Source organism: Brevibacterium sediminis (assembly GCF_024895295.1).
GTDB lineage: Bacteria > Actinomycetota > Actinomycetes > Actinomycetales > Brevibacteriaceae > Brevibacterium > Brevibacterium sediminis.
The window spans coordinates 640,640-664,190 of the sequence record NZ_JAHQRN010000001.1; the positions used below are offsets into that span (position 1 = coordinate 640,640).

Below are 23,551 nucleotides of genomic sequence, written 5' to 3' on the forward strand. Positions count from 1 at the left end.
GTCCAGTCTCTCAGGTGTCGCTGACACGAAGCGGCCAGCATCGCTCACACCGAGGATCCGTCGCCGTCGTCGGCGGAACGATGGCTCGGCAGGTGGAAGAACAGACCGACCGCGCCGCCGATGCCGACGGCCAGGCCGATGAGCAGGTACCACCCGGGCAGCGGTCGGAAGAAGATCACGCCGATGAGCAGCAGCACGACCGCGCCGAGAGCCGCGGCCCAGGACAGCACGAGAGTGGGCGAAGCGGTGCGCCACCCGATCGGCTCCGCCGGTTCGCGCTCCCAATGCTCGGTGTCCTCGAGGGCGTCGCGAACATCCTCGGCGGGCATATCACCCGTCGTCGCCGAGGGTTCGGCGATCTGCCGGACGAGGTCGTCCCATTCCTCGTCGCTGATGCGCGATCGGTCGTGCCCGATCCGCTCCGGATCGGGAACCTCCCCTCGCCAGTCCTCCCGGCCCTCGTCGTCGGGAGTCGAAGCGGTGCCGTCGTCGTTCATACCTGACTCAGCAATTCCGTGGCCCCAGCTATTCCCCGGTCTCGGACTGCCGTGGCACGGTCGTTTCGGTGGAGACCGCCTGCAGGACCGCCTCTGCGATGGTGTTCGCGTCGAAGTCGAGGGTCGCCACATGGCGAGATCGGCGCAGGGCGACGATCCTCGGCGGGTGCGGAAGGTTCGATCGCAGCGCACGCAGCGTCCGCGGACTCACGACGTTGTCCTCACCGGAGACCATGGCAGTGACGGGGCGGGTGACTTTCCACAGATCGTCGCGCAGGGTTCGCAGCGCACGATGGAACGTGGCCAGGGGAGCCACCGGCGTCCGTTCGTAGGCGTACTCGTCGCGGTCCGGGTGGGCGATGTCGCCGCCGATCGACGGAATCGTGCGCACGACGTGCCTGAGCACTGGCAGCAGGGGAGCGAAGGGAGAGTCGATGTAGAGGGCAGGATTGACCACGACGATCTCGTCGGGCGCACCCTCTGCCGCCGCCAGGGCGAGTGCAAGGGCTCCACCCATCGACAGGCCGGCGACGACGACACGCTCGTGGTCGGCCTGCAGCCGACCCAGCTCGGTGCGCGCCTCGCCGAGCCAGTCGGACCATCCAGTGGAGTCCATGTCCTGCCATGAGGTGCCGTGTCCGGGCAGCTGGGGGACGCTGACGTCGACGCCCTCCGCTGCGATCGCGCGGGCGATCGGGACCCAGGAGACGGGCGAACCGGTGAGTCCGTGCAGGAAGAGAACCGCGGAGGCTGAACCGTTGTCGAGGCTGCGATAGGCGGCCGTCGGGTCCGCTCCGAGTGTGAAATCGATCTCCATGCTCCCAGCATGGCACGGATGAGTCCGAGACGGACTTCGCTGTTCACCGTTCGTGTCGATATATGATTGCCGAGGACGACAAAGAGTCGTAGTCGGAAGGGTGCGCGTGTTCTACTGGTTTCTCAAGCGAGTCCTCGCCGGACCCATCCTGCGGATCCTCTTCCGTCCGTGGGTGCGGGGCCTGGACAATCTGCCGTCCGAGGGCCCGGCGATCATCGCAGGAAATCACAACCACTTCATGGACTCGATCTTCGTTCCGCTGCTCGCTCCGCGTCCCGTCGTCTATCTGGCGAAGAAGGACTACTTCACCGGTCGCGGAATCAAGGGTGCGGTGACACGGTGGTTCTTCAAGCTCAACAATCAGCTGCCCATGGACCGCGGCGGCGGATCGGGATCTCAGGCGTCGCTCGAATCGGGTCTGAAGGTTCTCCGTGAGGGAAACTCGCTGGGCATCTATCCCGAAGGCACTCGCTCGCCCGACGGGAAGCTCTATCGCGGACGCACCGGCATTGCGCGTCTCGTCCTCGAGTCCGGCGCGCCTGTGGTTCCAGTGGCGATCATCGGCACGGACAAGCTGCAGCCTGCCGGTCGCCTCGTTCCCAAGCTCCGGCGTGTCGGAGTCGTCTTCGGCGCACCGATGGACTTCTCGAAGTATTCGGGTCTTCCTGTCGACCGTTTCATGCTGCGGTCGGTCACCGACGAGATCATGTACGAGATCATGCGCCTGTCCGGACAGGAATACGTTGACAGCTATGCGTCGACGGTCAAAACCAAGCTGCTGACGAGCGCCAAGCCGAAGAAGACGGATCCTCCGAACCGGGATGAATCGAAATCAGACGGCGAAAGCCCGTCGAACTAGGCCCTTCGGCCCCGGCTCCTTCCGCTCCGGGTCGCCTGAATGACATCCATGTGACATGTTCGAATACTGCGGTAACGGCGACACGCGGAAATTGTTACCTCGAGATGTTTGTCCTGGCGGGGACGGCAGAATAACTTGGAGTTGTTGAATCCCACTGTAGGTTCGCTGGGAAGAGAGCTAGAATGACTATGTTCTCGGTCCTTCCAAGCGACCTTCGCTTCCCCCAGGGACTTTAAGGAGGAGTCGGTGTGAACCGCTCAAGTCATGAAAGCGTCGACATGACGCCGATGCCGTCAGCAGCCCAAGGGCTGCTGTTCGATGATGATCTGCCCGTACTCGATGAAGAGGCCGGCTACCGCGGTCCCACCGTCTGCAAGGTCGTCGGCATCAGCTACCGTCGCCTCGATTACTGGGCGCGCACCGATCTGGTGACCCCGTCGATCCGCAATGCGACCGGATCCGGCAGCCAGCGGCTCTACAGCTTCCGTGACATCCTCGTCCTCAAGATCGTCAAGCGACTTCTCGACACCGGCGTCGGACTGCAGTCGATCCGCACCGCGGTTGAGCACCTGCGTTCCCGCGGCGTCGACGATCTCTCACAGATCACCCTCATGTCCGATGGCGCCAGCGTCTTCGAATGCACCTCACCTGATGAGGTCGTCGACCTCCTCCAGGGAGGGCAGGGCGTCTTCGGCATCGCCGTCGGCCGCGTCTGGAACGAAGTCGAAGGTTCGCTGTCCGAGTTCCCGAGCGAACGAGTCCCAGAAGACGACGCGGCCCTCGAAGCCATGGATGAGCTCGCCGCCCGTCGCGCACGCAAGTCCGGCTGACAGCCGACAGAGTACTCACACCACCACCGAGGCGGTCCGCTCAGTTCGAGCGGACCGTCTCGGTCGTCGTATGGAACGGAAAGGTGAGGCGCCGGGCGCCTCGAATGTGTCCGAGGCGCCCGGGAACAGAGAACTGCCGTCGCGAACCTGAGTTCGCGACGGCAGTCGACGTGTTGGTGGGGGAGCGGGGGCAGCTAGTCGTTCACTTCTGCTCGGGCTGCTGAGCGCCGTTCTTCGCCGGGGCGGCACCGCGTCGTCCGCGGATGTTCTCCGAGCGCAGTGCTCGTTCGAGAAGAGCGTCGAACGAGCCGGCGACTTCTTCGGCGGGTTTGCCCGGCCAGGAGTGGATCGGACGCGCCGATCCCTGAGCCTGCTGCATGACGGCCCGTTCGGCCAAGGGCGGATTGAGGACGAGAGGACCGAACATCTCACGCATCTCCTGGATGCGATAGTCATGTTCGGTCGAACCGGCACGTACCCGATTGACGACCAGGCCGAGTGGCTGCAGATCGGAGGCACCACGCTGCCGCAGCTCGTCCGTCGCCCGCAGGGCACGGTCGGCAGCCGCAACAGAGAACAGGCTGGGCTCGGTGACGACCGCGACTCGGTTGCTCGCTGTCCACGCCGTACGGGTGAGACCGTTGAGGCTGGGCGGACAGTCGATGAGGACGAGTCGGTAGCCTTTCGCGATGCGAGTCAGGGCATCTTCCAGCCGGCGCAGATAGCGCTCGGACAGCGAAGGCCGATCGAATTCCGCGGCACGCGGAGATCCTGAGATCACATCGAGGTGGCCGAGCCTGTCACCGACCCACCCGGAGGGGATGATCGCCTCGGACAGGATCTTCTGGGACTTCGGAGCAGCGAGCACATCGGCGATGTCGACACGCGTCGAGGTCGGCACATCGAGGCCGGTCGACGAGTCCGCCTGCGGGTCCATGTCGACGACCAGGGTGGGAATCCCCCTGTTGTAGGCCGCCGAGGCCAGACCGAGCGTCACGGATGTCTTACCGACTCCGCCTTTGAGGCTGCTGATACTTAGGACAAGCACCCTCCTACGTTAACGTATTGGCGGCTGCCGAGCCGTGCCGACCACGCCGAGACTCACGTCTCAGTCCAAAGTCGACCCCCGGGCGCAGAGGTGTTCCAGGTCACTTGTAGAGTATGTTCCCGACAGCTTGTCGACCAGTCGCCCAGTGCGGCCGATACAGAAGTGAGAGACACCTATGTTCTCTAAAGTCCTCGTGGCCAACCGCGGAGAGATCGCCGTTCGTGCGTTCCGTGCCGCCTATGAGCTCGGAGCCTCCACCGTCGCAGTCTTCCCGTATGAAGACCGCAACTCCGAACATCGCATGAAGGCCGACGAAGCCTACATGATCGGTGAGGAGGGTCATCCCGTCCGCGCCTACCTCAGCGTCGAAGAGATGCTGCGGGTGGCGAAGGAGAGCGGCGCCGACGCCATCTACCCCGGATACGGCTTCCTCTCTGAGAACCCCGATCTGGCACGAGCCTGTGCCGAAGCGGGCATCACTTTCATCGGCCCCAAGGCCGATGTGCTCGAACTGGCAGGAAACAAGGTCCAGGCGCTGGCGGCAGCACGCAATGCGGGCATCCCGGTCCTCGACTCGACACGTCCGTCGGCCGATATCGCGCAGCTGCTCGCCGATGCCGAATCGATGGAATACCCCCTCTTCGTCAAGGCCGTCGCCGGCGGCGGTGGTCGCGGAATGCGTCGCGTGGCTCAGGCCTCCGACCTCGAAGACGCTCTCAAGGCCGCGATGCGCGAAGCCGAAGGCGCCTTCGGCGATCCCACGGTCTTCATCGAGCAGGCGGTGCAGCGCCCCCGTCACATCGAGGTCCAGGTGCTGGCCGACAACGACTCGAACGCCATCCACCTCTTCGAACGCGACTGCTCCGTGCAGCGCCGCCACCAGAAGGTCGTGGAGATCGCTCCGGCCCCGAACCTCGATCCCGAGATCGCGGCCGCCCTGCACGCAGATGCCCTGAAGTTCGCAAAGGCGCTGGGCTACCAGAACGCCGGCACCGTGGAATTCCTCCTCGAAACCGACGGGCCGCGCGCCGGCAAGCACGTGTTCATCGAAATGAACCCGCGTGTCCAGGTCGAACACACAGTGACTGAAGAGATCACCGACGTCGACATCGTGGCCTCGCAGATGCGCATCGCCGCCGGGGCCACCCTCGAAGAGATCGGCCTGCGCCAGGACGAGATGCGGATAAAGGGCGCCGCACTCCAGTGCCGCATCACCACCGAGGATCCCGCGAACTCGTTCCGCCCCGACACCGGCACGATCACCGCCTACCGCTCTGCCGGTGGTGCAGGTGTGCGCCTCGACGGCGGAACCGTCCACGCCGGTGCTGCCGTCAGCCCCCACTTCGACTCGATGCTCGTGAAGCTCTCGTGCCGCGGCCGCGACTTCGCTCAGGCCGTCGGCCGTGCCAAACGCGCCCTGGCTGAGTTCCGCATCCGCGGCGTATCGTCGAACATCGGCTTCCTGCAGGCCGTCCTCGATGATCCCGCATTCGTCGCCGGAGACTTGTCCACGTCCTTCATCGAAGAACGCCCGCAGCTCTTCGACGCTCGAGTGAGCGCCGACCGCGGCTCGAAGCTGCTCGACTACCTCGCCGATGTCACGGTCAACCGCCCCCACGGCGAACCGGGCCTACGCATCCGTCCGGGCGACAAGCTCCCGAGCATCGACCTCTCCGCAGCACCCGCTGCGGGCAGCCGCGACCGTCTCGCCGAGCTCGGACCGGAGGGCTTCGCCCGCGCCCTGCGTGAGCAGAGCTCCCTGGCCGTCACGGATACGACATTCCGCGACGCCCACCAGTCCCTGCTGGCCACCCGTGTGCGCACACGAGACCTGCTGGCCGTGGCCGGGCACGTCTCCCGGATGACACCCGAGCTGTTGAGCATCGAGGCCTGGGGCGGTGCGACCTATGATGTGGCGCTGCGCTTCCTCGGCGAGGATCCATGGGAACGTCTCGAAGCCCTGCGCACCGCGGTGCCCAACATCAACCTGCAGATGCTTCTGCGCGGACGCAACACCGTCGGCTACACCCCGTACCCGACCGAGGTTACCGACGCATTCGTCGATGAGGCGGCCCGCACGGGCATCGACATCTTCCGCATCTTCGACGCTCTCAACGACGTCGAGCAGATGCGTCCGGCGATCGAGGCCGTGCGCGGAACGAACACGGCACTGGCCGAGGTGGCCCTGTGCTACACCTCGGACATCCTCGATCCGAAGGAAGAGCTCTACACGCTCGACTACTACCTGCGCTTGGCCGAACAGATCGTTGGCGCCGGAGCTCATGTGCTCGCCATCAAGGACATGGCCGGCCTGCTGCGCCCTGCCGCCACGGTCAAGCTCGTGACTGCTCTGCGGGAGAACTTCGACCTGCCCGTCCACGTCCACACCCACGACACCGCGGGCGGACAGCTGGCCACCCTCTATGCAGCTGCCGCCGCCGGTGCCGATGCCGTCGATGCCGCCTCGGCGGCCATGGCCGGAACCACCAGCCAGCCGAGTCTCTCCGCGCTCGTCGCCGCATTCGAGAACACCGAGCGCGACACCGGCATCAGCCTCGACGCCGTCAGCGACCTCGAACCCTACTGGGAATCGGTGCGCAAACTCTACGCACCCTTCGAGTCCGGGCTCGCCGGACCGACCGGCCGCGTCTACCGTCACGAGATCCCCGGTGGACAGCTGTCGAACCTGCGCCAGCAGGCCGTCGCACTGGGCCTGGGGGAGCGGTTCGAGGACATCGAGCACATGTATGCGGCCGCCGATTCGATTCTCGGCCACCTCGTCAAGGTCACCCCGTCCTCGAAGGTCGTCGGCGATCTGGCGCTCCACCTCGTCGGCGCCGGAGTTGCGCCGGAGGAGTTCGCGGAGAACCCCGACAAGTTCGACATTCCCGATTCGGTGATCGGCTTCCTCAACGGTGACCTCGGTGACCCTCCGGGCGGCTGGCCCGAGCCGTTCCGCACGAAGGCCCTCGCCGGCCGTTCCGCCAAGCCGCTCACCGAGCATCTCGAACCGGCGGATGCCGAAGCACTGCAGACGCCGGGCCGGGACCGGAAGGACAAGCTCAACGAGCTGCTGTTCCCCGGGCCGACGAAGGAATTCCAGTCGATGCGCTCGAACTACGGCGACCTCTCCGTCGTCGAGACCTCCGAGTACCTCTACGGCCTCACCAGTGGGGAAGAGCATGCCGTCGAGCTGGCGAAGGGCAAGAACCTGCTCATCGGCGTCCAGGCCATCGGCGGCACTGACGAGCGCGGGATGCGTTCGGTCATGTTCACCCTCAACGGGCAGCTGCGTCCGCTGCAGGTGCGTGACCGGTCCGTCGAAAGCGAAGTCAAGACTGCGGAGAAGGCCGATCCGAACAACAGCGGACACGTCGGCAGCCCGTTCGCCGGTGTTGTGACCATGCAGGTCCACGAGGGCGACAGGGTCTCCGTCGGCGACACCGTGGCCACCATCGAGGCGATGAAGATGGAAGCGACGATCACCACGCAGACGGCCGGAACCGTCTCCCGTGTGGCCATCGCCGATGTCCAGCAGCTCGAAGGCGGAGACCTCGTCGTGGTGATCGATGCCTGAACGTGAGATCCGACTGTGGGGAGACCCCGTGCTCCGCAGCAAGTGCGAACCGGTGATGGTCTTCGATGATCACGTCGAAGCTCTGGCAGCCGACCTCGTCGACACCGCACGGCCCGGGGGCCGTGCGGCCGTCGCCGCTCCGCAGATCGGGGTCGGACTGCGAGCCTTCGGCTACGACCTCGACGGTCGCACGGGATATGTCATCAACCCGGAGATCGTCGAGCTCGGCGGGCAGCTGCGAGATATCGAAGAAGGCTGCCTCTCCGTCCCCGGGCTGTTCTTCCCCACCCCACGCTACGAGTTCGCTCGGGTACGCGGGGTGGATGCGAAGAATCAGCCGATCGAGATCGAAGGCACGGAAGTCTTCGCCCAGATGCTCCAACACGAGGTGGGGCACCTCGACGGGCAGGTCTACATCCAGACTCTGCCCGGGGAACGCCGGCGGGAGGCCATGAAAGCCATCCGCTCGGCCGATTGGTTCCTCGCCCGAATGCCCTGAGCCGAGTCATTCGCACCCGACCGACCATATAGACCAAGAAGGAGAAGTTTATGAGCATCCAGCGCACCGCCGTCATCGGCAGCGGACTCATGGGAGCCGGAATCGCCGAGGTGCTGGCGAAGTCCGGTCTCGACGTCATCGTCCGCGAGATCAACGAGGAGGCCTCGGCCGCCGGTCGTGCCCGCATCGAGAAGTCCCTGGCTCGCGCAGTGGACAAGGGCAAACTCGATGCCGCTGCCCGCGACGAAGCACTCGGCCGACTGCGGTTCACCACCGATATCAGCGATCTCGCCGATCGTCAGCTCGTCATCGAGGCGGCCAGTGAGAACGAGGACATCAAGAAGTCGATCTTCGCCGAGCTCGACCAGGTCGTCACCGACCCGGAAGCGATCCTGGCCTCGAACACCTCGTCGATGCCGATCATCCGATTCGCGCAGGCGACCTCGCGCCCCGAACGCGTGCTGGGTGTGCATTTCTTCAACCCCGCACCGGTCCAGCCGCTCGTCGAGATCGTGTCCTCGGTGCTCACCACCGAGGATGTCCGCAGCACCGTGACGTCCTTCGTCGCCGATGTGCTCGGGAAGAATCCGATCCAGGCCGATGACCGCCCCGGTTTCATCGTCAACGCCCTGCTCATCCCGTACCTGCTCAGTGCGGTCCGGATGCTCGAGACCGGACACGCGACGAAGGAGGACATCGACGCGGGAATGGTCGGCGGCTGCGCCCATCCGATGGGACCGATCAAGCTGGCCGACCTCGTCGGTCTCGACACCTGCCTCTATGCAGCAGAGAGCATGTATGAGGAGACCGGTGACCCGGCGAACAAGCCTCCGATCCTGCTGTCGCGCATGGTCGATGCCGGCCTGCTCGGTGTGAAGTCCGGACGCGGATTCTACGAATACTGATCCGACGCTCCGGTACAGACAGGTCCGCCCCGAACCCTTCGGTTCGGGGCGGACCTGTCTCAGTCTGCAGGCAGCGTTCGGGTGTCAGCTGGCGAGCAGCTTCTCATAGCTGGCCAGGCGAACACACGCCACGAGGCCCTGAGCGGCGAGTTCGACCTCATCGAGGGTCGGCATCGTCGGCGCGATGCGGATGATGTTGTTGTGGGGGTCGAGACCGTACGGGTGTGTGGCACCGGCAGGAGTCAGCTTCACTCCGGCTTCCCCTGCGAGTTTGACGACCCGGTCGGCGATGCCCTCGATCGTTGTCAGAGTGATGAAGTACCCGCCGTCCGGTGAGGTCCACTGCGCCAGCTCTTCCGCTCCGAGTCCGTCCTCGAGCGCCTTGAGCACCGCATCGAACTTCGGTGCGACGATCTCGGCATGCTTGCGCATATGTGCTTCGACCCCGGCCGGGTCGGAGAAGAACCGGACATGGCGCAGCTGGTTGATCTTGTCAGGGCCGATCGCGACCTTCCCGAGGTTCGCTCGCATCCAATCGACCGTGGCCGGGCCTCCGGCGAAGAACGACACACCGGCCCCGGCATGAGTGATCTTCGACGTCGAGGCGAAGACCCATGCGCGTTCGGGATGACCCGCCTCTGCGCAGAGGGAGAGGATGTCGAGATTGTCCGGATGGTCCTCTCGCAGATGGTGCACCCCGTAGGCGTTGTCCCACAGCAGAGTGAAGTCGGGCGCCGCCGTCGGCATGGCAGCCAGCTCCCGTGCCCGCGTTTCGGTGACCGTGATTCCGGTCGGGTTGGAATACATCGGCACCAGCCACATGCCCTTGACCGCCGGATCTTCGGCCAGACGCTGCGCCTCGGAGATGATCGGGCCCTCGTCATCCATCGGGATGGTCAACAGCTCGAACCCGAGGGATTCGGCCAGGGTGAAATGGCGGTCGTAACCGGGCACGGGACACAGCAGCTTATGCGGACCCTGCCCCCACGGGCGATCATCGACGGCCGTGCCGTGCATGAGGGCGAAGGTCAGCGCCTGGGTCATGAAAGTCAGCGAGGCATTGCCGCCGGCCAGCAGCTGATCGGCCGGAACCTTGAGCAGCGGAGCGAAGATCTCCCGCAGTTCGATGAGTCCGTCGAGTCCGCCGTAGTTGCGGGTATCGACACCACCGGGAGTGCGGAAGTCGTCGCCGCTGACCGCAGTGAGCAGATCGGCAGCGAGGTCGAGCTGCTCCGGGGCCGGCTTGCCCCGTGTGATATCGAGCGCGAGACCGCGCGAGGCGAATTCCTCGTATGCGGCGGAGGCTTCGTCCAGTTTGGACGAGAGGTCGGACGGTGCGGACATGCTGGCTCCTTAGGGCTGGGAACGGGCCGTTGACTCCATCCTATCGACTCGGCGAATGTCGACGACGCTAGAGTGGTCTGCAGCGGTGACCCGGACGACCGCAGGCAACTCGATGAAAGGCAGACTCAGATGGTGCGACCACGTGCGCAGGCCGCCCACGGACGCAGTTTCGGCACCCAGGCCGGAGTCTATGACGAGGTGAGGCCCGGATATCCCGACTCCGCCCTCGACCTCGCGCTGACCGGTTGGGAGCCGCAATGGTCCGGTCTGCGCGTATGCGACCTCGGTGCGGGAACAGGGATCCTCAGCCGCCGGCTGCTCGCACACGGTGCTGATCTCATCGCCGTCGATCCCGACACAGCCGCACTCGAACGCAATCCTGCCCCCACGAAGATCGGCACCGCTGAGGACACCGGCCTGAAAGCAGAGAGCCTCGACCTCGTCACTGTCGCGCAGGCCTGGCATTGGTTCGACGAAGCGCAAGCAGCCGCCGAAGTGGCGCGCATCCTTCGCCCGGGAGGCCGGCTGCTCATCCTCATCAACCAACTCGATGTCCGCGTCGACTGGGTGCTGCGCCTGAGCCGGATCATGCACGCGGGCGACGTCTATCGACCGCAGTACCGACCTCAGCCCGGCAACGGTCTGGCTCTCACCGACCACAGGCTCGTCGAATTCACCACGGAGCTCGCCGTCGACGGAATCGTCGACCTCGCTCGCACACGGTCGTATTGGCTGCGCTCGAACGAGAGGACACGAGCCCGAGTCGAAGCAAACCTGCGCGAGTACTTCAGTGTCGAGCATCCTGTGTCCGGCACAGTGGATCTGCCGTATATGTGCCTGGCGTATCTCCTCGAACGGGCCTGAAACGCACGAAGCGGGCCGCACCCGATGAGGGTGCGGCCCGCTGTCGGCAACCGGGGAACGCCTCGGCGTCCGAACCTCGGCCACCGTGATTCCGTCGGAATCCGGCGCCGGTGTCAGCTGTCGAGGCCGGGGGAGCGGGGCTCGTCGGACGAAGACGATTCAACCACCTCGGGGGAGGTCTGTCCGGCTGCATGGGAGACGGAGATCTTCCGGGGGCGGGCCTCCTCGGCGACGGGGATCGTCAGCGTGAGGACACCGTCGCTGTAGTCGGCGCGGATGCGATCCAGCGCCACCCGGTTGCCGAGCGTGAGCTGGCGGGCATAGGTGCCGTTGGTGCGTTCTCGGGTCAGCCACTTCACGTCCTTGTCGGCGACCTCGGACTCGCGGCGAGCGCGAACCGTGAGCGTGCGGTCTTCGACGTCGACATCGATGCTGCTCGGATCGACTCCGGGCATATCTATGCGGGCGATGAAGACTTCGCCGTCGCGGTAGAGGTCCATCGGCAAGGTGGTGGCGTTCGGGGTGCGGGTCACCTCGGAGAAGAATCGGTCGAGGTCACGGATGGGGTCGAAACGTGTAGCCATGTGCTTCCTTTCGTTCGGGTCCTACATTGAGTCAAACACACTCAACTTTGAAATGATTCCAAACTCATGAAATTCTCAGTCTGTGAGCCTGGTTCCCATACTCCTCGCCCTTCTTCCCGTCACGGCGCTCATCGCATTCGGTCTCATGCTGAAGAGACTGCCGGGATTTCGGAGTCAGGAATTCTGGTCGGGCGCGGAGAAGCTCGCGTACTACTGTCTCCTTCCGGTGCTCCTCTTCACCTCCGTCGCCGAGGTGGACGTGGCCCATGTCCCGCTCGCGCGCTTGGCAGCGGCTCTCGTCATCCCCACCGTGATCGTATCCCTGGGCATCGTCCTCGCCCGCCGGGTCATCGCCCGCGATCTTCCGGCCTTCACCTCCGTTCTCCAAGGCGGGATCCGCTTCAACACCTATATCGGCCTGTCGTTGGCGGGCAGCCTGTTCGGTTCCGAAGGCAGCGCCGTGGCCGCGATCGTCGCGGCGATCCTCGTCCCCACGGTGAATGTCATCTCGAGCCTCGGCTTCGAGTTCCTGCGCACCGGACCGAGCTCGCTGCTCGCGCTGTTCAAGGCGATCGCGACGAATCCTCTCGTGCTCGGCTGCGTCGCCGGAGCCGCGGCCAATGTCAGCGGTCTGGGTCTGCCGGACGTGGCGGCCACGGTCCTCGAACCCTTGGCGGTCGCCTCGCTGCCCATCGGGCTCCTCTGCGTCGGTGCCGGTCTGCAGGCGTTCTCGATGCGTGCCCATGCCCGGGCGATCATCGTCTCGACGATCGTCAAGCTGATCGTGCTGCCGGGGCTGTCCCTCGTCGCACTGTCTCTCTTGGCAGTCCCGACGGTGCCGGCGCTGGTCGGACTGCTCTTCCAGTCGATCGCCACGGCGAGCTCGGGCTATGTCATGGCCCGGCAACTCGGGGGAGATGCGAAGCTCATGGCCGCACTCATCGCCGGTCAGACCGTCGTCATGCTCGTGTCCCTGCCGGTCGTGCTGCTCATCGGCAAGTCGGTCCTCGGCTGAGGACGAACCGGTCTCCCCACAACCTCGGGCCTGCATACGACAGCGGCCGATCCCGTGCTGGGATCGGCCGCTTGAGTACTCGATTCGAGTTCACACTCGACTCATGGAGCTCGATCTGAGCGCTGAGCCGGAGCGGTCATGCAGTTCTCACTCGCTGTCGGCGGTGATATCAGGGTGGCGTGAGCCGAGTTCGGAGTCGATGCGCAGGACACCGGCACCGTCGTTGCCGACGCGCTCGAGGCGACCGATGATCTCGGAGATGCTCGACTCCTCCTCGACCTGCTCGTCGATGAACCAGTGGAGCAGCGGCAGGACGTCGAGGTCGGCCTCGTCCTGAGCGGTGCGGTAGATGTTGCGGATGGACTCCGAGACCTTCTCCTCGTGGGCCAGTGCAGCCTTGAAGAAGTCGATCGGCTGCGAACCGGAGACCTTCGGAGCGGCGATGTCGCCGATCTGAGGGGCGAATCCGCGGTCGAGGCAGTGCTGGGTGAACTTGGCGGCGTGAACCTGCTCTTCTTCGGACTGGGCGCGCATCCAGCGCGTCATTCCGGGAAGATCGAGATCATCGAGCTGGATGGAGAGCTGGAGGTAGACCAACGAGGCTTCGAGTTCGAGGGTGACCTGCTCGTTGAGGACCTTCTGCATAGCGGGGCTCAGGTGCATCTTTTACTCCTTTGCGGTTCGAGGCGGATCCGTTCCGCCTGCTTAGAGAATATCCTGACACCTTTTCTAGAACCGTTCCAGTGTGGAAAGGCTCGGCAAACTCTGCCCAGGTATGCCATACCTGCCTCGACCGACGCTGCGTCCTGCGCAGAATGCCGATCAGAGGTCCGGCCGTCTGAGGTGATGACCGGTGGCGGCTTCGAAGGCATGAGCGACTCGCAGCAGCTCGACGTCCGCACCGGGCTTGGCCACGATCTGCACGCCCACCGGCAGACCGGAGGCCGAGAAGCCGGCGGGTACCGAGATGGCTGGGCAGCCGGTCGCCGAGATGAGGCACAGTGCCCGCATCCAATCGAGATAGTTCTCCAGCTGTACCCCGTTGATCTGACTGGGATACTCGATGTCCGCATCGAACGGCCGGACCTGGCACGTGGTGAGCACGAGGACGTCATGGCCGGCGAAATAGCTGTCGACTTCCGCGTGCAGGCGGGTGCGTGCTGATTCGGCCGAAGCCACCTCGGCACCGGTGAGGTCGAGGCCCATGCGGATGTTCCACCGGACCGATTCCTTGATTCTGTCCGGGTGCGCCTCATACAGACCGCCCCAGGAGCCCACGAAGTCGAGGGCGCGGCGGACGTTGAATACCTCGTCGGCGTCCGTGAGATCCGGGATCTCTTCGTCCACATGCGCGCCGAGGCTGCCGAACACCGGCGCGGCGGAAGCGACGATCTCCTGCACCTCGGATTCGACCGGAAGCAGTCCGTCCAGGTCGGGGTTGAAGCCGACCCGCAGTCCGGCGAGGTCGGGGGAGCGGTCGGCGTCGAGTGCGAACTCCGGGAGGTCGAAGACACTGCCCGATTCCAGGATCGATTCCGGCGCCGAAGGATGTGGCCCCGAAGCCACCGACATGAGCAGCGCCACGTCGGAGACCGTGCGTGCCATGAATCCGCTCTGGGACAGCCACGCGAAGGGGTTGCCCGGTCGAACGTGGGGGATACGGCCGTTGCTCGGTCGCAGACCGACGACGTTGTTGAACGATGCGGGCGACCGCAGTGATCCGCCCATGTCGGAGCCGTCTCCTGATGCCTGGATCCCGGCCGCGAGCACCGCCCCCACACCGCCGGAGGATCCCGATGCCGATTTCGTCCGGTCGTAGGGGTTCACGGTTGTGCCGAACACCTCATTGAAGGTGTGGGAGCCGGCGGCGAACTCGGGCACGTTCGTCTTGCCTGTCGTCGTGATGCCGGCGGCTTTGAGCCGGGCGATGATGAGCGCATCCGATTCGGGCACGCGATCGGCCATGAGCGGTGAACCCCAGGTCGTGCGCATACCTGCCGTGTCGTGGGTGTCCTTATGCGTCATCGGCACTCCGTGCAGGGCACCGAAGCTCTCACCGCGGGCGGTTGCTGCGTCTGCGGCATCAGCTCGGGCGAAGGCGGTTTCGTCGTCTCGTGTGACGACGGCGTTGAGAGCAGGGTTGACCTCATCGATGCGGTCGAGATGGGCCTGCAGAGCCTCCCGAGCAGAGACTTCTTTGGCGGCGATTCGGCCGGCCAGCTCACGGGTCGACCACCACAGCATCTCCTCGCTCATGCGCGGTCCTTTCCGACCTTGCTCAGCACCGCGGACAACGCGGCTCTGATGCCCGTCTCGAGAGTGGTCTCGACATCGTCGGGAGCGAAGAACGGGGAGTGATTCCCGGGCGGGGTCTGACCATCGGCGAACTTCTCGGGGGAGTAGCCACCGAAGAACCAGTACACGTATGGGACGCCGATGTCATCGCCGAACGCTCCGACATCCTCGCTGCCGGTGGCGGGCTCGGACAGGTGGACCTGTTCGGTGCCGAGTTCGGCTCCGACATGGGTGAGGAACGACTCGGTCTCCTCGGGGTGGTTGTAGCACCGCGGGAACCGATACATCTCTTCGATCTCGGGTTCCGGAGCTCCGGAGGCAAGAGCCTCGGCTTCGATGATGCGGCGGACCCGGTCGAGGACGATCGCGCGGACCTCCTCGGTGAAGGTGCGGATATTGAGTTTGAATTCGGCGGAGTCGGGGATGATGTTCTCTTTGAGTCCGCCGTGGAAGGTGCCGACGGTGACGACCGACATGTCGCGGCCGGAGATCTCGCGTGACACGACCGACTGAAGGCGGGTGATCATATAGGCGCCGAGGACGATCGGGTCGATCGCGTTCTCCGGCTGGGATCCGTGTGCCTGCTTGCCCTTGACGGTCACGCGCAGGCAGTCGGACATCGCCATGGCGGTGCCGCTGCTGACGTAGAGGTGACCGGCGGCACCGGGCCACACGTGCTGACCGAAGATGACCTCGGGGCGCACGATCTCATCCCAGAGCCCGTCATCGAGCATGGCGCGCGCACCTTGGCCGGTCTCCTCACCGGGCTGGAAGAGCATGACGACTGTTCCCGACCACAGGTCCCTGTGTGCGACGAGGTGCTTGGCGAGGTAGAGGCCGACCGTGATGTGAGTGTCGTGGCCGCAGCCGTGCATGACCTTCGTCGTCTCGCCGTCGGGAAGAGTGCCGTCCGCCGTGGAGGCATAGTCGAGTCCGGTGTCCTCGCTGATCGGCAGTCCGTCGATGTCGGCACGGTAGCCGATGACCGGACCGTCGCCGTTCTCGATCACGGCGACGACTCCGGTTCCGCCGAAGGTGTGTGTCTTCAGTCCGAGGGCCTGGAGCCGGGAGGCGATCTCCGCGGCGGTGTTCGTCTCCTGCATGGACAGCTCGGGAGTGCGGTGGAAGTGCTTGTAGTCGGCGATCGTCTGGTCAAGATCGGCACTGATCGACGCGCGGAGGGCGGAGTTGAGTGACATGATGTCCTTTCAGCAGAGGTCTGGTGCCATCTTGGCAGGAATTGTCGGATGCGGGGGTCGGTCTCGGCAGACGAGCACCGAACGTTGTCAGCCCTCAGTTGATGCCGACGGTGTCGGTGCCGTCGCTGTCGGGTCTTTTGTCCGTGACCGCCTTGTTGCGGGTGAACCATGTGATGAGGATGGTCAGGAACACGACGATGGCGACGTCGCCGGGCGCGAGCACGGGAACCAGTCTGACGAGGACGAGGATGACCAGCGCCGCCATGCCGAGGGCGATGAGCGTCGATTTCAGCTGCTTGAGAGAAGCGATGAGCTGGACGGTGACACCGCCGAGGATCGCCGGGAGGATGTAGAGCTTCGCGACGAGGGTCACCGGCTCGGGAATGAGGGAGACGAGCCAGGTGCCGAGGATGCCGACGAAGATGACCATCGAGGCGACGTGGATGATCGCGGCTCCGCAGATGGCCATCGTCGCCGCGTATTCGCCCTTGCGGGTGCCGGGCTTCGCCCCGATCGTGTCCTGGGCGACGATCGCCGAGGGCAGCAGCTTGTTCGCGACATTGCCGATCATGAAGGCCTGGTACATCCCGGCGGGTCCGAGGATCGGGAAATAGGTGAGAGGTTCGACGATGTAGAAGACTCCGTAGACGGCGAACACGGCGAGGAATCCCTTGAGGATCTCTCCGAAATCGATGTTCGCGTCGGCGACGAACAGAAGATAGAACGGCACCGAGGTGGCGATGAGGAATCCGATGAACAGCGTGATCGAGCCCCACCGGCTGGTGGTGCGCTCGAATGCCGCGTGCGAGGGTGATGTGATGATCGATGACATGGTCTCTCCTCAGGCTTCGGGCATGCCGAGACCGGCATAGTGGGCGAAGTAGGCGGCGACGAGGCCGATGAGCAGGGAGATTCCCAATCCCCATTCCTTCAGCCAGTTCTGTTTGAGCGTCTTGGCGAGCAGCAGGCAGATGCTCATCACCACTGCCGAGACGATGACGGCGATGACATGGGTCGGTGACTTCGGCAGCTCACGGAAGGTCAGCGCCGCGAAGGCCGCGAGCAGTGCCGCACCCGGGATGATCGACATGAGTGCGGGATTGACCTTCTCGAGCTTGTGAGAGCTGCGTTTGAAGATCGGGGTGAGGATGAGGGTGGAGATCATCCAGCCGGCGCCCGAGAGGCTCATCGCCATGAGGGCGACGATGAACACGCCGCGAGTGAAGGTCTCATCACCGAGGTTGGCACCCATGGTGCCTGCCGCCAGGGACGCAGATGCGACCTCGGTGGCGGCGGACCCGATGAGTCCGACGCGGACGATGACCGGGGGAGTGCCGAACAGAGGCAGCAGAGCGATGGCGACGAGGACCACCGACAGCGATGGCCCGATGGCGGCGACACCGCCGGCGCGGAAGGCCGAACGGACTTCCTGTTGGCTCATACCCGCGGACTCGGCGTTCTTCTTCACCGCGGTCATGTAGATGAGCGATTGAACGACGACGACACCCATCACCGCCATCGCGAGTATCCAGAGAATCGGTGCGTTTGCGAGGCCGATGTAGTCGGCCGAACCGCTGGCCACGGTCATGGTCAGCTCCTCACTTCATTGTCGAGTTGCAGGGGCGCAGGACGGCGATCCACATTGGTATACCATCACGCAGCGCGCAGGAACAACTTATACTGACCGAACGGTCAGGACCATGGTTTGACCAGAAGTTCTCAACACTCGAGATTCATCGGAGCGATTTCTGATGCCCTTCCCGCCTTGCGGAACGACACCACCCGAGATCGTCGGTACGGTCCCAGGCATCCGGACTTAGGCTGAGGGCATGGATGAAGTCACGACCACTCAGCTCGATCAGGCAGAAGCATGTTGGGTCACAGCCCTCCGTCGAGTCCGCACCTCCGATCTGAACCGGACGAGCGGGGCGGCGGAATGGTCGAATGCGGAGCTCATCAATCACCTGATCGGCGGGGGAGTCCGCTACACGAAGCTGCTGCAGCAGGCGAGCACGGAGGAAGTCGAAGCCACCAGGGGAGCCGATCACCTCGGAGAGGACATGCTCGATTCCTTCTGGACTCACGAGAGGTCGTTCAGGGCGCTGGTGTACGAATGCGACCTCCACGCGCCCGTCGCTCACCGGATCGGCAGCATCCCGGGAGCGCAGCTGGTGCAGATGCGCATTCTCGAGCTCGCACTCCATGCCGCTGATCTCTCGCGCGGCACCGGACATGACTGGCCGATCGATGAGAGCCTTGCCGAGTTCATCTCAACCGAGCTCGGCGATCTCATCATCGACTTAGGGCCTGAAGGCGGGTACAGGCCGCCACGCCCGATCGGCGGGGGAGTCACGCACGCTCAGCGCGTGTTGCTGCTGTCGGGCCGGTAAAGGGTTCCAGGCGGTGACCTGGTGGATCCGCGGTGCTTCAGCGCTTCTTCGGTGAGATGTACATGGTGATGCGTGCGGTGACGAAGGCGATGCCGTTCGCGTCGAAGACATCCACAGGGACGATCAGGTCGAACTTCTCGTCGCCGAATTCGGGGATCTCTTCAAGCCGGGTGACTGCCATGACCGCCCCTTTGCTGGCCTTGGCGTTGTATTCCACGGTCATTCCCGCTGGGATCCAGCGGTGAGTGGGCGGCACGGTCGCTTCCGTCATGACACCGGCGGCGACTTCGGCCATATTGCACGACGCGATTGCGTGATAGGTGCCGATATGGTTGTGCATTCCACGGCGGTTGGGCGCAGTGACGCGGCACAGCCCGGGTCGCAGCTCTTTGATCTGCGGGCGCACAGTACGGAAATAGGGTGCTTTGAAGCAGATGCCCTGAGAGAACAGCCATGAACCGACGAGGCCGCCCAGAGGCATCTCCTGCATCTTCTTCCAGAGCTTGAAGGTGGGTGCAGATTCGGCGGTCTGCACGGCTGTGGTGTCTGCGGTCATGGAGGCGCCCTTCACTGTGATCTGAGTTACTGTTCAGTAAACATGCTATCAGTCGGACCATTCGGCGAGCGTGTGGTCACGAGTGCGCTTGAGGAGTTCACGCAGCACCGATTCGTCGGCATCATTCAAGCGCGTGAGATACAGGCACGACGTGCCGCTGCGGTACTTGCCGAGCCTGGAGGCAAGGTCGGGCCAACGGTCCTCATAGTCGCTCGTGAGATAGATCGTATGCTGACGCGAGGCAGGGGAGTACGCGAGAACCGGCATCGTGCCGCCATGTCCTGATTCGTAGCGATACTCGACCTCGCCGAATCCGATGATGCGTGAGGCCCAGACAACGGGCTCTTCGCCGGAGATCTCTGTGAGGATCTCGCGCAGGCGATCAGCCTCGGCGCGCCTGGGACCGCCTGCACGGTCGAGCACGTCATCGACGGGTTCGCCTGTCGGTCGCATTGCTGGTTGCTTCGTCGCCATTTCGCCTCCCAGTCAGAACTCGGCAGAAGACCTGGACCATCAGATTGCAGAACACATCTGCGGCCATCGATCGTCAGCATCAACTCTATAGGCGAGACCACGGGGAAGCGGCTCGGCTCTCAATCTTAACTTAACATAATGTATATTATCGGCGTTCTATCCTAAGACGGAGAGGAGCTTCGAAACTCACGGATGACACCCCCGACACGAAAGCACAATGCGCAGCGACGACCCTCACCGACAGAAATGGCCGTGAGCGACGCATGGGTCACTCACGGCCATTCCATGATCACGATCACAGCGCACGTGTCCATGCCTGCAGATCGTTGATCGTCAGATCAACGTGTGGTCTCAGCTGCCGACGGTGACGTTGCCGCCGAGGCCGACTTTGCCGCTGTCGTCAGAGCCACCGTCGTCCTTCTTGCCGCCATCGTCCTTCTTGCCGCCTCCGTCATCGGCAGCGCCATTGGACTTCGTCAGTCCGGCTTTCTCACCGCAGGTCGGCCATGCGCCCGGCCCCTGCTCTTTGAGGACCTTCTGAGCAATCCGGATCTGTTCCTTCTTGCTGTGCTCATCCGCAGTGCCCGAACCGCCGAAGCCGTTCCAGGTCTGCTTGGAGAACTGCAGTCCGCCGTAGTATCCGTTGCCGGTGTTGATGTGCCAGTCTCCGCCGGATTCGCATTCGGCGACCTTGTCCCAGACGCCCTTCTCAGATGCCTGGGCCGGCTGCCCTGCGCTCATTCCGGTCAGTCCGGCCGCTGCGACAGCGCCGGCGCCGACGAGCAGGGCGACCTTGCGGAGGCTTGTGCTGTAGAGGTTCACTGTGTCTTCTCCAAAGTACGACTGCATTTCGGTTCTGTAACCCGGTCGTTACCGAGCCGTTATACACCGTAACGAATCAACTGCCGCATTTGAACCCGAGACCGTGAATTCAGCATCCGAATCGCCTCCGCGGAACCTGAGTGAGGCCTGAAGAGCAGCGGCTCCCCCGGTCAGGAATTCACGTACTGTGCCAGATGCTCCGCGGTCAGCGATCCGTTCGCCTTCGCCCCTGCGACCAGCTCAGTCGGGCTGCCTTCGAAGACGATCGACCCTCCGTCATGTCCGGCGCCGGGCCCCAGGTCGATGATGTGATCGGCGTGAGCCATCACGGCCTGATGGTGTTCGATGACGATGACGGTACGCCCCGAATCGACGAGCCCGTCGAGGAGCTGGAGCAGATTCTCGACATCGGCCAAGTGCAGACCGGTCGTCGGTTCGTCGAGGATGATCACCTGCGCGGCATCAGCGGCCTTCGCCGACAGATGGACCGCCAACTTCAATCTCTGCCGCTCTCCCCCGGACAGAGTCGTCAGCGGCTGACCGAGGCTGACATAGCCGAGTCCCACCTCGGCGAGGATCTTCAGAATCTTCACGACCGCGGGGATACGCGACTCCCCCGCACCGAAATGCTCAATCGCTGCGTCCACCGGCAGGTCGAGGACCTCACGGATATTCAGTCCGCCCAAGGCGAACTCGAGCACCTCGGCTTGGAAACCCTTGCCCTCGCACTCGTCGCAGGGTGCGGACACGCCGCCCATGAGCGCCATATCCGAATAGATGATTCCGGCCCCGTTGCACACGGGACAGGCACCTTCGGAGTTCGCGCTGAAGAGAGCGGGCTTGACCCCATTGGCCCTCGCGAATGCCTTCCGAATGGGCTCGAGCATCCCTGTATACGTGGCCGGGTTGCTGCGCCGGGATCCCTTGATCGGCGCCTGATCGATCATCACGACCCCATCACGTCCACGCAGGGATCCCTCGATGAGGCTGCTCTTACCGGACCCTGCGACGCCGGTGACGACGGTGAGCACGCCGAGGGGCACGTCGACATCGACATCTCGCAGATTGTGCGACCCGGCCTCGCGGATCTCGAGAGCTCCCGCCGGCTCCCGCACCTTTTCCTTGAGCGACGCCGTGTATCCGAGGTGGCGACCGGTGAGCGTATCGGATGCCCGGAGACCGTCGACGGTGCCGGTGAAGGTGACCTCTCCCCCGTTGCTGCCGGCTCCGGGTCCGAGATCGACGATGTGATCGGCGATGAGGATCGTCTCGGGTTTGTGTTCGACGACGAGCACCGTGTTGCCTTTGTCCCGCAGCGCCAGCAGGAGTTCGTTCATCGATCGGATGTCGTGTGAGTGCAGGCCGATCGTCGGTTCGTCGAAGACGTAGGTGACGTCCGTGAGCGAGGACCCGAGGTGGCGGACCAGTTTTATCCGCTGCGCCTCTCCCCCGGACAGCGATCCGGCTGATCTGTCCAAGGACAGATAACCGAGGCCGATGTCGTTGAAGGCGCGCACATCCGCACGCAGGGAATCGAGCAGCGCCGAGGCGGCTCCCGGCTCGATCTGGTCCAACCAACCCGTGATGTCCGAGATCTGCAGAGCGCAGACATCAGCAATCGACTTGCCGGCGATCAGCGAGGACCGGGCGGCTCCGTTGAGCCGTGTCCCTGCGCATTCGGGGCAGGTGGTGAAGACGACGGCACGGTCGACGAATTCGCGGATGTGCTTCTGCATCGAATCCCGGTCCTTGGACAGGAACGACCGTTGGATCCGCGGAATCAGCCCGTCGAAGGTGATGTTGGTGCCATTGATCCTGACCTTCTCGCCTTCGGCATAGAGCAGATAGTGCCGCTCCTTCTCATCGAAATCGGCGACCGGTTTGTCCGGATCGAAGTACCCGGATTCGGAGAACATGCGCACCGACCAGCCGCCGGGTTTGTACCCGGGAACGGTGATGGCCCCGTCATTGAGAGATTTCGACTCATCGACCACCTCGGCGATGGAGATGTCCGTGGCTGTGCCCATGCCCTCGCAGTGCGGGCACATGCCGCCGTTGACGGAGAATGCCTTCCGTTCGACCTGTTTGCCCTCGCCCTTGTCGATGGTCACCGCGCCCTTGCCGCTCAGGGTGGCGACGTTGAAGGAATACGCGTTCGTCGATCCGAGGTTCGGTTCTGCCAGACGCGCGAAGAGGGTGCGCAGCTTCGCATTGATATCAGAGACCGTGCCCACCGTGGAGCGCGGGTTCGCCCCGATCCGCTCCTGGTCGACGATGATGGCCGTCGTCAGTCCCTCGAGGACGTCGACCTCGGGTCGGGCCATCGCCGGCATGAAGCCTTGGACGAAGGCGGAGTAGGTCTCGTTGATCATCCGCTGGGACTCGGCGGCGATGGTGTGGAAGACGAGTGAGCTCTTTCCGGAGCCCGAGACGCCGGTGAAGACCGTGAGACGGCGCTTGGGGATCTCGACGCTGACGTTCTTGAGGTTGTTCTCCCTGGCTCCGCTGACGCGGATGAGGTCGTGGCTGTCTGCACTGTGCACTGGTGTCAGTCTCTCTGCTGGATGCGGATCATGTTCCCGGCGGGGTCCCGCAGGGCGCAGTCTCGCAGACCATAGGGCTGGTCCATCGGCTCCTGCACGATGTCGGCGCCCTTGGCCTCCACCTCGGCGAAGGCCTCATCGACGTTCGGTGTCGCGAGCACGATCGCGGCATAGCTGCCTTTGGCGATGAGTCTTTCGATGGTCTCCCGTTCGGTGTCGCTGATCGTCGGGTCGGTCACGGGCGGGGTGAGCACGATCGATGTGTCGGGTTGGCCGACCGGTCCCACCGTCAGCCAGCGCATGCGTCCGGCACCGACGTCGAGGCGCAGCTCGAAGCCGAGGATGTCACGGTAGAAGGTCAGGGATTCTTCCGCATCGGTGTGCGGCAGGAAGCTGGCGTTGATCGAGATGTCCATGTCAGCAATCGTAGACT

At 64.3% G+C, this 23,551-nt stretch carries 23 protein-coding genes; 8 read left to right on the plus strand and 15 right to left on the minus strand.

Annotation, left to right across the window (positions count from 1 at the left end; genetic code table 11):
* Positions 1 to 44: 44 nt before the first annotated feature.
* Together KTJ89_RS02970 and KTJ89_RS02975 are read right to left on the minus strand one after the other, a co-directional pair.
* Positions 45 to 497 (minus strand): YiaA/YiaB family inner membrane protein, encoded by a 453-nt coding sequence (locus KTJ89_RS02970; RefSeq protein WP_139467195.1) that lies wholly within the window; start codon positions 495 to 497, stop codon positions 45 to 47.
* A 28-nt stretch (positions 498 to 525) separates the two neighbouring features.
* Positions 526 to 1,314 (minus strand): alpha/beta hydrolase, encoded by a 789-nt coding sequence (locus tag KTJ89_RS02975; protein ID WP_172169445.1) that lies wholly within the window; start codon positions 1,312 to 1,314, stop codon positions 526 to 528.
* 106 nt (positions 1,315 to 1,420) lie between these two features.
* Between KTJ89_RS02975 and KTJ89_RS02980 the strand changes: the two genes are divergently transcribed.
* Complete coding sequence (locus KTJ89_RS02980) at positions 1,421 to 2,173, plus strand: lysophospholipid acyltransferase family protein (protein WP_139467197.1); 753 nt, start codon at positions 1,421 to 1,423, stop codon at positions 2,171 to 2,173.
* 248 nt (positions 2,174 to 2,421) lie between these two features.
* The gene (locus tag KTJ89_RS02985; protein ID WP_101544153.1) at positions 2,422 to 3,003 is read left to right on the plus strand and encodes a MerR family transcriptional regulator; all 582 of its coding nucleotides are present in this window, start codon (positions 2,422 to 2,424) and stop codon (positions 3,001 to 3,003) included.
* Positions 3,004 to 3,205: 202 nt separating this feature from the next.
* Here the strand turns inward: KTJ89_RS02985 and KTJ89_RS02990 are convergent, their stop codons facing one another.
* Positions 3,206 to 4,051 carry a ParA family protein gene (locus KTJ89_RS02990; RefSeq protein WP_139908018.1) on the minus strand — a complete coding sequence of 282 codons (846 nt, stop codon included), beginning with the start codon at positions 4,049 to 4,051 and terminating at the stop codon, positions 3,206 to 3,208.
* 175 nt (positions 4,052 to 4,226) lie between these two features.
* Between KTJ89_RS02990 and KTJ89_RS02995 the strand changes: the two genes are divergently transcribed.
* Genes KTJ89_RS02995 through KTJ89_RS03005 form a run of 3 tightly spaced genes read left to right on the plus strand, consistent with a single transcriptional unit; the run spans position 4,227 to position 9,032 of the window.
* Positions 4,227 to 7,628, plus strand: coding sequence for a pyruvate carboxylase (locus tag KTJ89_RS02995; RefSeq protein WP_172169448.1), 3,402 nt, complete (start codon positions 4,227 to 4,229; stop codon positions 7,626 to 7,628).
* Positions 7,621 to 8,127 carry a peptide deformylase gene (locus KTJ89_RS03000; protein WP_172169451.1) on the plus strand — a complete coding sequence of 169 codons (507 nt, stop codon included), beginning with the start codon at positions 7,621 to 7,623 and terminating at the stop codon, positions 8,125 to 8,127. The genes KTJ89_RS02995 and KTJ89_RS03000 overlap by 8 nt, the downstream gene beginning before the upstream one ends.
* Positions 8,128 to 8,177: 50 nt before the next feature.
* Positions 8,178 to 9,032: a 3-hydroxybutyryl-CoA dehydrogenase gene (locus KTJ89_RS03005; RefSeq protein WP_172169454.1), complete on the plus strand. Its 855-nt coding sequence runs from the start codon at positions 8,178 to 8,180 to the stop codon at positions 9,030 to 9,032.
* Between the two features lie 84 nt (positions 9,033 to 9,116).
* Here KTJ89_RS03005 and KTJ89_RS03010 read toward each other — a convergent pair whose 3' ends face one another.
* Positions 9,117 to 10,376 carry an aspartate aminotransferase type Ic gene (locus KTJ89_RS03010; RefSeq protein ID WP_172169457.1) on the minus strand — a complete coding sequence of 420 codons (1,260 nt, stop codon included), beginning with the start codon at positions 10,374 to 10,376 and terminating at the stop codon, positions 9,117 to 9,119.
* A gap of 129 nt (positions 10,377 to 10,505) precedes the next feature.
* Between KTJ89_RS03010 and KTJ89_RS03015 the strand changes: the two genes are divergently transcribed.
* Positions 10,506 to 11,240 carry a class I SAM-dependent methyltransferase gene (locus tag KTJ89_RS03015; protein WP_172169460.1) on the plus strand — a complete coding sequence of 245 codons (735 nt, stop codon included), beginning with the start codon at positions 10,506 to 10,508 and terminating at the stop codon, positions 11,238 to 11,240.
* Positions 11,241 to 11,353: 113 nt separating this feature from the next.
* Here KTJ89_RS03015 and KTJ89_RS03020 read toward each other — a convergent pair whose 3' ends face one another.
* Positions 11,354 to 11,824: an Hsp20/alpha crystallin family protein gene (locus tag KTJ89_RS03020; RefSeq protein WP_139467204.1), complete on the minus strand. Its 471-nt coding sequence runs from the start codon at positions 11,822 to 11,824 to the stop codon at positions 11,354 to 11,356.
* A gap of 82 nt (positions 11,825 to 11,906) precedes the next feature.
* Between KTJ89_RS03020 and KTJ89_RS03025 the strand changes: the two genes are divergently transcribed.
* Complete coding sequence (locus KTJ89_RS03025) at positions 11,907 to 12,839, plus strand: AEC family transporter (protein ID WP_172169463.1); 933 nt, start codon at positions 11,907 to 11,909, stop codon at positions 12,837 to 12,839.
* 147 nt (positions 12,840 to 12,986) lie between these two features.
* Here the strand turns inward: KTJ89_RS03025 and KTJ89_RS03030 are convergent, their stop codons facing one another.
* From KTJ89_RS03030 to KTJ89_RS03050, 5 genes are all read right to left on the minus strand, one after another.
* The gene (locus KTJ89_RS03030; RefSeq protein ID WP_139467206.1) at positions 12,987 to 13,502 is read right to left on the minus strand and encodes a ferritin; all 516 of its coding nucleotides are present in this window, start codon (positions 13,500 to 13,502) and stop codon (positions 12,987 to 12,989) included.
* Positions 13,503 to 13,661: 159 nt separating this feature from the next.
* On the minus strand, positions 13,662 to 15,095 hold the full coding sequence (locus KTJ89_RS03035; protein WP_259356760.1) for an amidase: 1,434 nt from the start codon (positions 15,093 to 15,095) through the stop codon (positions 13,662 to 13,664).
* Positions 15,092 to 16,333, minus strand: coding sequence for an amidohydrolase (locus tag KTJ89_RS03040; protein ID WP_259356761.1), 1,242 nt, complete (start codon positions 16,331 to 16,333; stop codon positions 15,092 to 15,094). Before KTJ89_RS03040 ends, KTJ89_RS03035 begins: the two co-directional genes overlap by 4 nt.
* 94 nt (positions 16,334 to 16,427) lie before the next feature.
* A complete protein-coding gene (locus tag KTJ89_RS03045; RefSeq protein ID WP_172169472.1) occupies positions 16,428 to 17,165 on the minus strand; it encodes a hypothetical protein in 738 nt (245 codons plus the stop codon).
* Positions 17,166 to 17,174: 9 nt separating this feature from the next.
* On the minus strand, positions 17,175 to 17,921 hold the full coding sequence (locus KTJ89_RS03050) for a DUF5058 family protein (RefSeq protein ID WP_139467210.1): 747 nt from the start codon (positions 17,919 to 17,921) through the stop codon (positions 17,175 to 17,177).
* A gap of 241 nt (positions 17,922 to 18,162) precedes the next feature.
* Between KTJ89_RS03050 and KTJ89_RS03055 the strand changes: the two genes are divergently transcribed.
* Positions 18,163 to 18,723 carry a maleylpyruvate isomerase N-terminal domain-containing protein gene (locus KTJ89_RS03055; RefSeq protein WP_139908024.1) on the plus strand — a complete coding sequence of 187 codons (561 nt, stop codon included), beginning with the start codon at positions 18,163 to 18,165 and terminating at the stop codon, positions 18,721 to 18,723.
* 37 nt (positions 18,724 to 18,760) lie between these two features.
* Here KTJ89_RS03055 and KTJ89_RS03060 read toward each other — a convergent pair whose 3' ends face one another.
* The 5 genes from KTJ89_RS03060 to KTJ89_RS03080 all read right to left on the minus strand — a co-directional run bounded on the left by KTJ89_RS03060 (position 18,761) and on the right by KTJ89_RS03080 (position 23,534).
* Positions 18,761 to 19,279, minus strand: coding sequence for a hotdog fold domain-containing protein (locus KTJ89_RS03060; RefSeq protein WP_216656720.1), 519 nt, complete (start codon positions 19,277 to 19,279; stop codon positions 18,761 to 18,763).
* A gap of 48 nt (positions 19,280 to 19,327) precedes the next feature.
* Positions 19,328 to 19,753 carry a DUF1801 domain-containing protein gene (locus tag KTJ89_RS03065; protein ID WP_139467212.1) on the minus strand — a complete coding sequence of 142 codons (426 nt, stop codon included), beginning with the start codon at positions 19,751 to 19,753 and terminating at the stop codon, positions 19,328 to 19,330.
* Positions 19,754 to 20,104: 351 nt separating this feature from the next.
* The gene (locus tag KTJ89_RS03070) at positions 20,105 to 20,602 is read right to left on the minus strand and encodes a transglycosylase family protein (protein ID WP_139467213.1); all 498 of its coding nucleotides are present in this window, start codon (positions 20,600 to 20,602) and stop codon (positions 20,105 to 20,107) included.
* Positions 20,603 to 20,745: 143 nt separating this feature from the next.
* Positions 20,746 to 23,118 (minus strand): ATP-binding cassette domain-containing protein, encoded by a 2,373-nt coding sequence (locus tag KTJ89_RS03075; protein WP_259356762.1) that lies wholly within the window; start codon positions 23,116 to 23,118, stop codon positions 20,746 to 20,748.
* A 5-nt stretch (positions 23,119 to 23,123) separates the two neighbouring features.
* A complete protein-coding gene (locus tag KTJ89_RS03080) occupies positions 23,124 to 23,534 on the minus strand; it encodes a VOC family protein (RefSeq protein ID WP_139467215.1) in 411 nt (136 codons plus the stop codon).
* Positions 23,535 to 23,551: the final 17 nt, after the last annotated feature.

Excerpts from the sequence above, each read along its gene's own strand:
- KTJ89_RS03035 (WP_259356760.1), bottom strand. The coding sequence starts at position 15,095 with ATGAGCGAGGAGATGCTGTGGTGGTCGACCCGTGAGCTGGCCGGCCGA.
- KTJ89_RS03020 (WP_139467204.1), bottom strand. The coding sequence starts at position 11,824 with ATGGCTACACGTTTCGACCCCATCCGTGACCTCGACCGATTCTTCTCC.
- KTJ89_RS03030 (WP_139467206.1), bottom strand. The coding sequence starts at position 13,502 with ATGCACCTGAGCCCCGCTATGCAGAAGGTCCTCAACGAGCAGGTCACC.
- KTJ89_RS03050 (WP_139467210.1), bottom strand. The coding sequence starts at position 17,921 with ATGACCGTGGCCAGCGGTTCGGCCGACTACATCGGCCTCGCAAACGCA.
- KTJ89_RS03040 (WP_259356761.1), bottom strand. The coding sequence starts at position 16,333 with ATGTCACTCAACTCCGCCCTCCGCGCGTCGATCAGTGCCGATCTTGAC.
- KTJ89_RS02970 (WP_139467195.1), bottom strand. The coding sequence starts at position 497 with ATGAACGACGACGGCACCGCTTCGACTCCCGACGACGAGGGCCGGGAG.
- KTJ89_RS03065 (WP_139467212.1), bottom strand. The coding sequence starts at position 19,753 with ATGGCGACGAAGCAACCAGCAATGCGACCGACAGGCGAACCCGTCGAT.
- KTJ89_RS03010 (WP_172169457.1), bottom strand. The coding sequence starts at position 10,376 with ATGTCCGCACCGTCCGACCTCTCGTCCAAACTGGACGAAGCCTCCGCC.
- KTJ89_RS03055 (WP_139908024.1), top strand. The coding sequence starts at position 18,163 with ATGGATGAAGTCACGACCACTCAGCTCGATCAGGCAGAAGCATGTTGG.
- KTJ89_RS03060 (WP_216656720.1), bottom strand. The coding sequence starts at position 19,279 with ATGACCGCAGACACCACAGCCGTGCAGACCGCCGAATCTGCACCCACC.
- KTJ89_RS03080 (WP_139467215.1), bottom strand. The coding sequence starts at position 23,534 with ATGGACATCTCGATCAACGCCAGCTTCCTGCCGCACACCGATGCGGAA.
- KTJ89_RS03045 (WP_172169472.1), bottom strand. The coding sequence starts at position 17,165 with ATGTCATCGATCATCACATCACCCTCGCACGCGGCATTCGAGCGCACC.
- KTJ89_RS03015 (WP_172169460.1), top strand. The coding sequence starts at position 10,506 with ATGGTGCGACCACGTGCGCAGGCCGCCCACGGACGCAGTTTCGGCACC.
- KTJ89_RS02975 (WP_172169445.1), bottom strand. The coding sequence starts at position 1,314 with ATGGAGATCGATTTCACACTCGGAGCGGACCCGACGGCCGCCTATCGC.
- KTJ89_RS03005 (WP_172169454.1), top strand. The coding sequence starts at position 8,178 with ATGAGCATCCAGCGCACCGCCGTCATCGGCAGCGGACTCATGGGAGCC.
- KTJ89_RS03000 (WP_172169451.1), top strand. The coding sequence starts at position 7,621 with ATGCCTGAACGTGAGATCCGACTGTGGGGAGACCCCGTGCTCCGCAGC.
- KTJ89_RS02995 (WP_172169448.1), top strand. The coding sequence starts at position 4,227 with ATGTTCTCTAAAGTCCTCGTGGCCAACCGCGGAGAGATCGCCGTTCGT.
- KTJ89_RS03070 (WP_139467213.1), bottom strand. The coding sequence starts at position 20,602 with ATGCAGTCGTACTTTGGAGAAGACACAGTGAACCTCTACAGCACAAGC.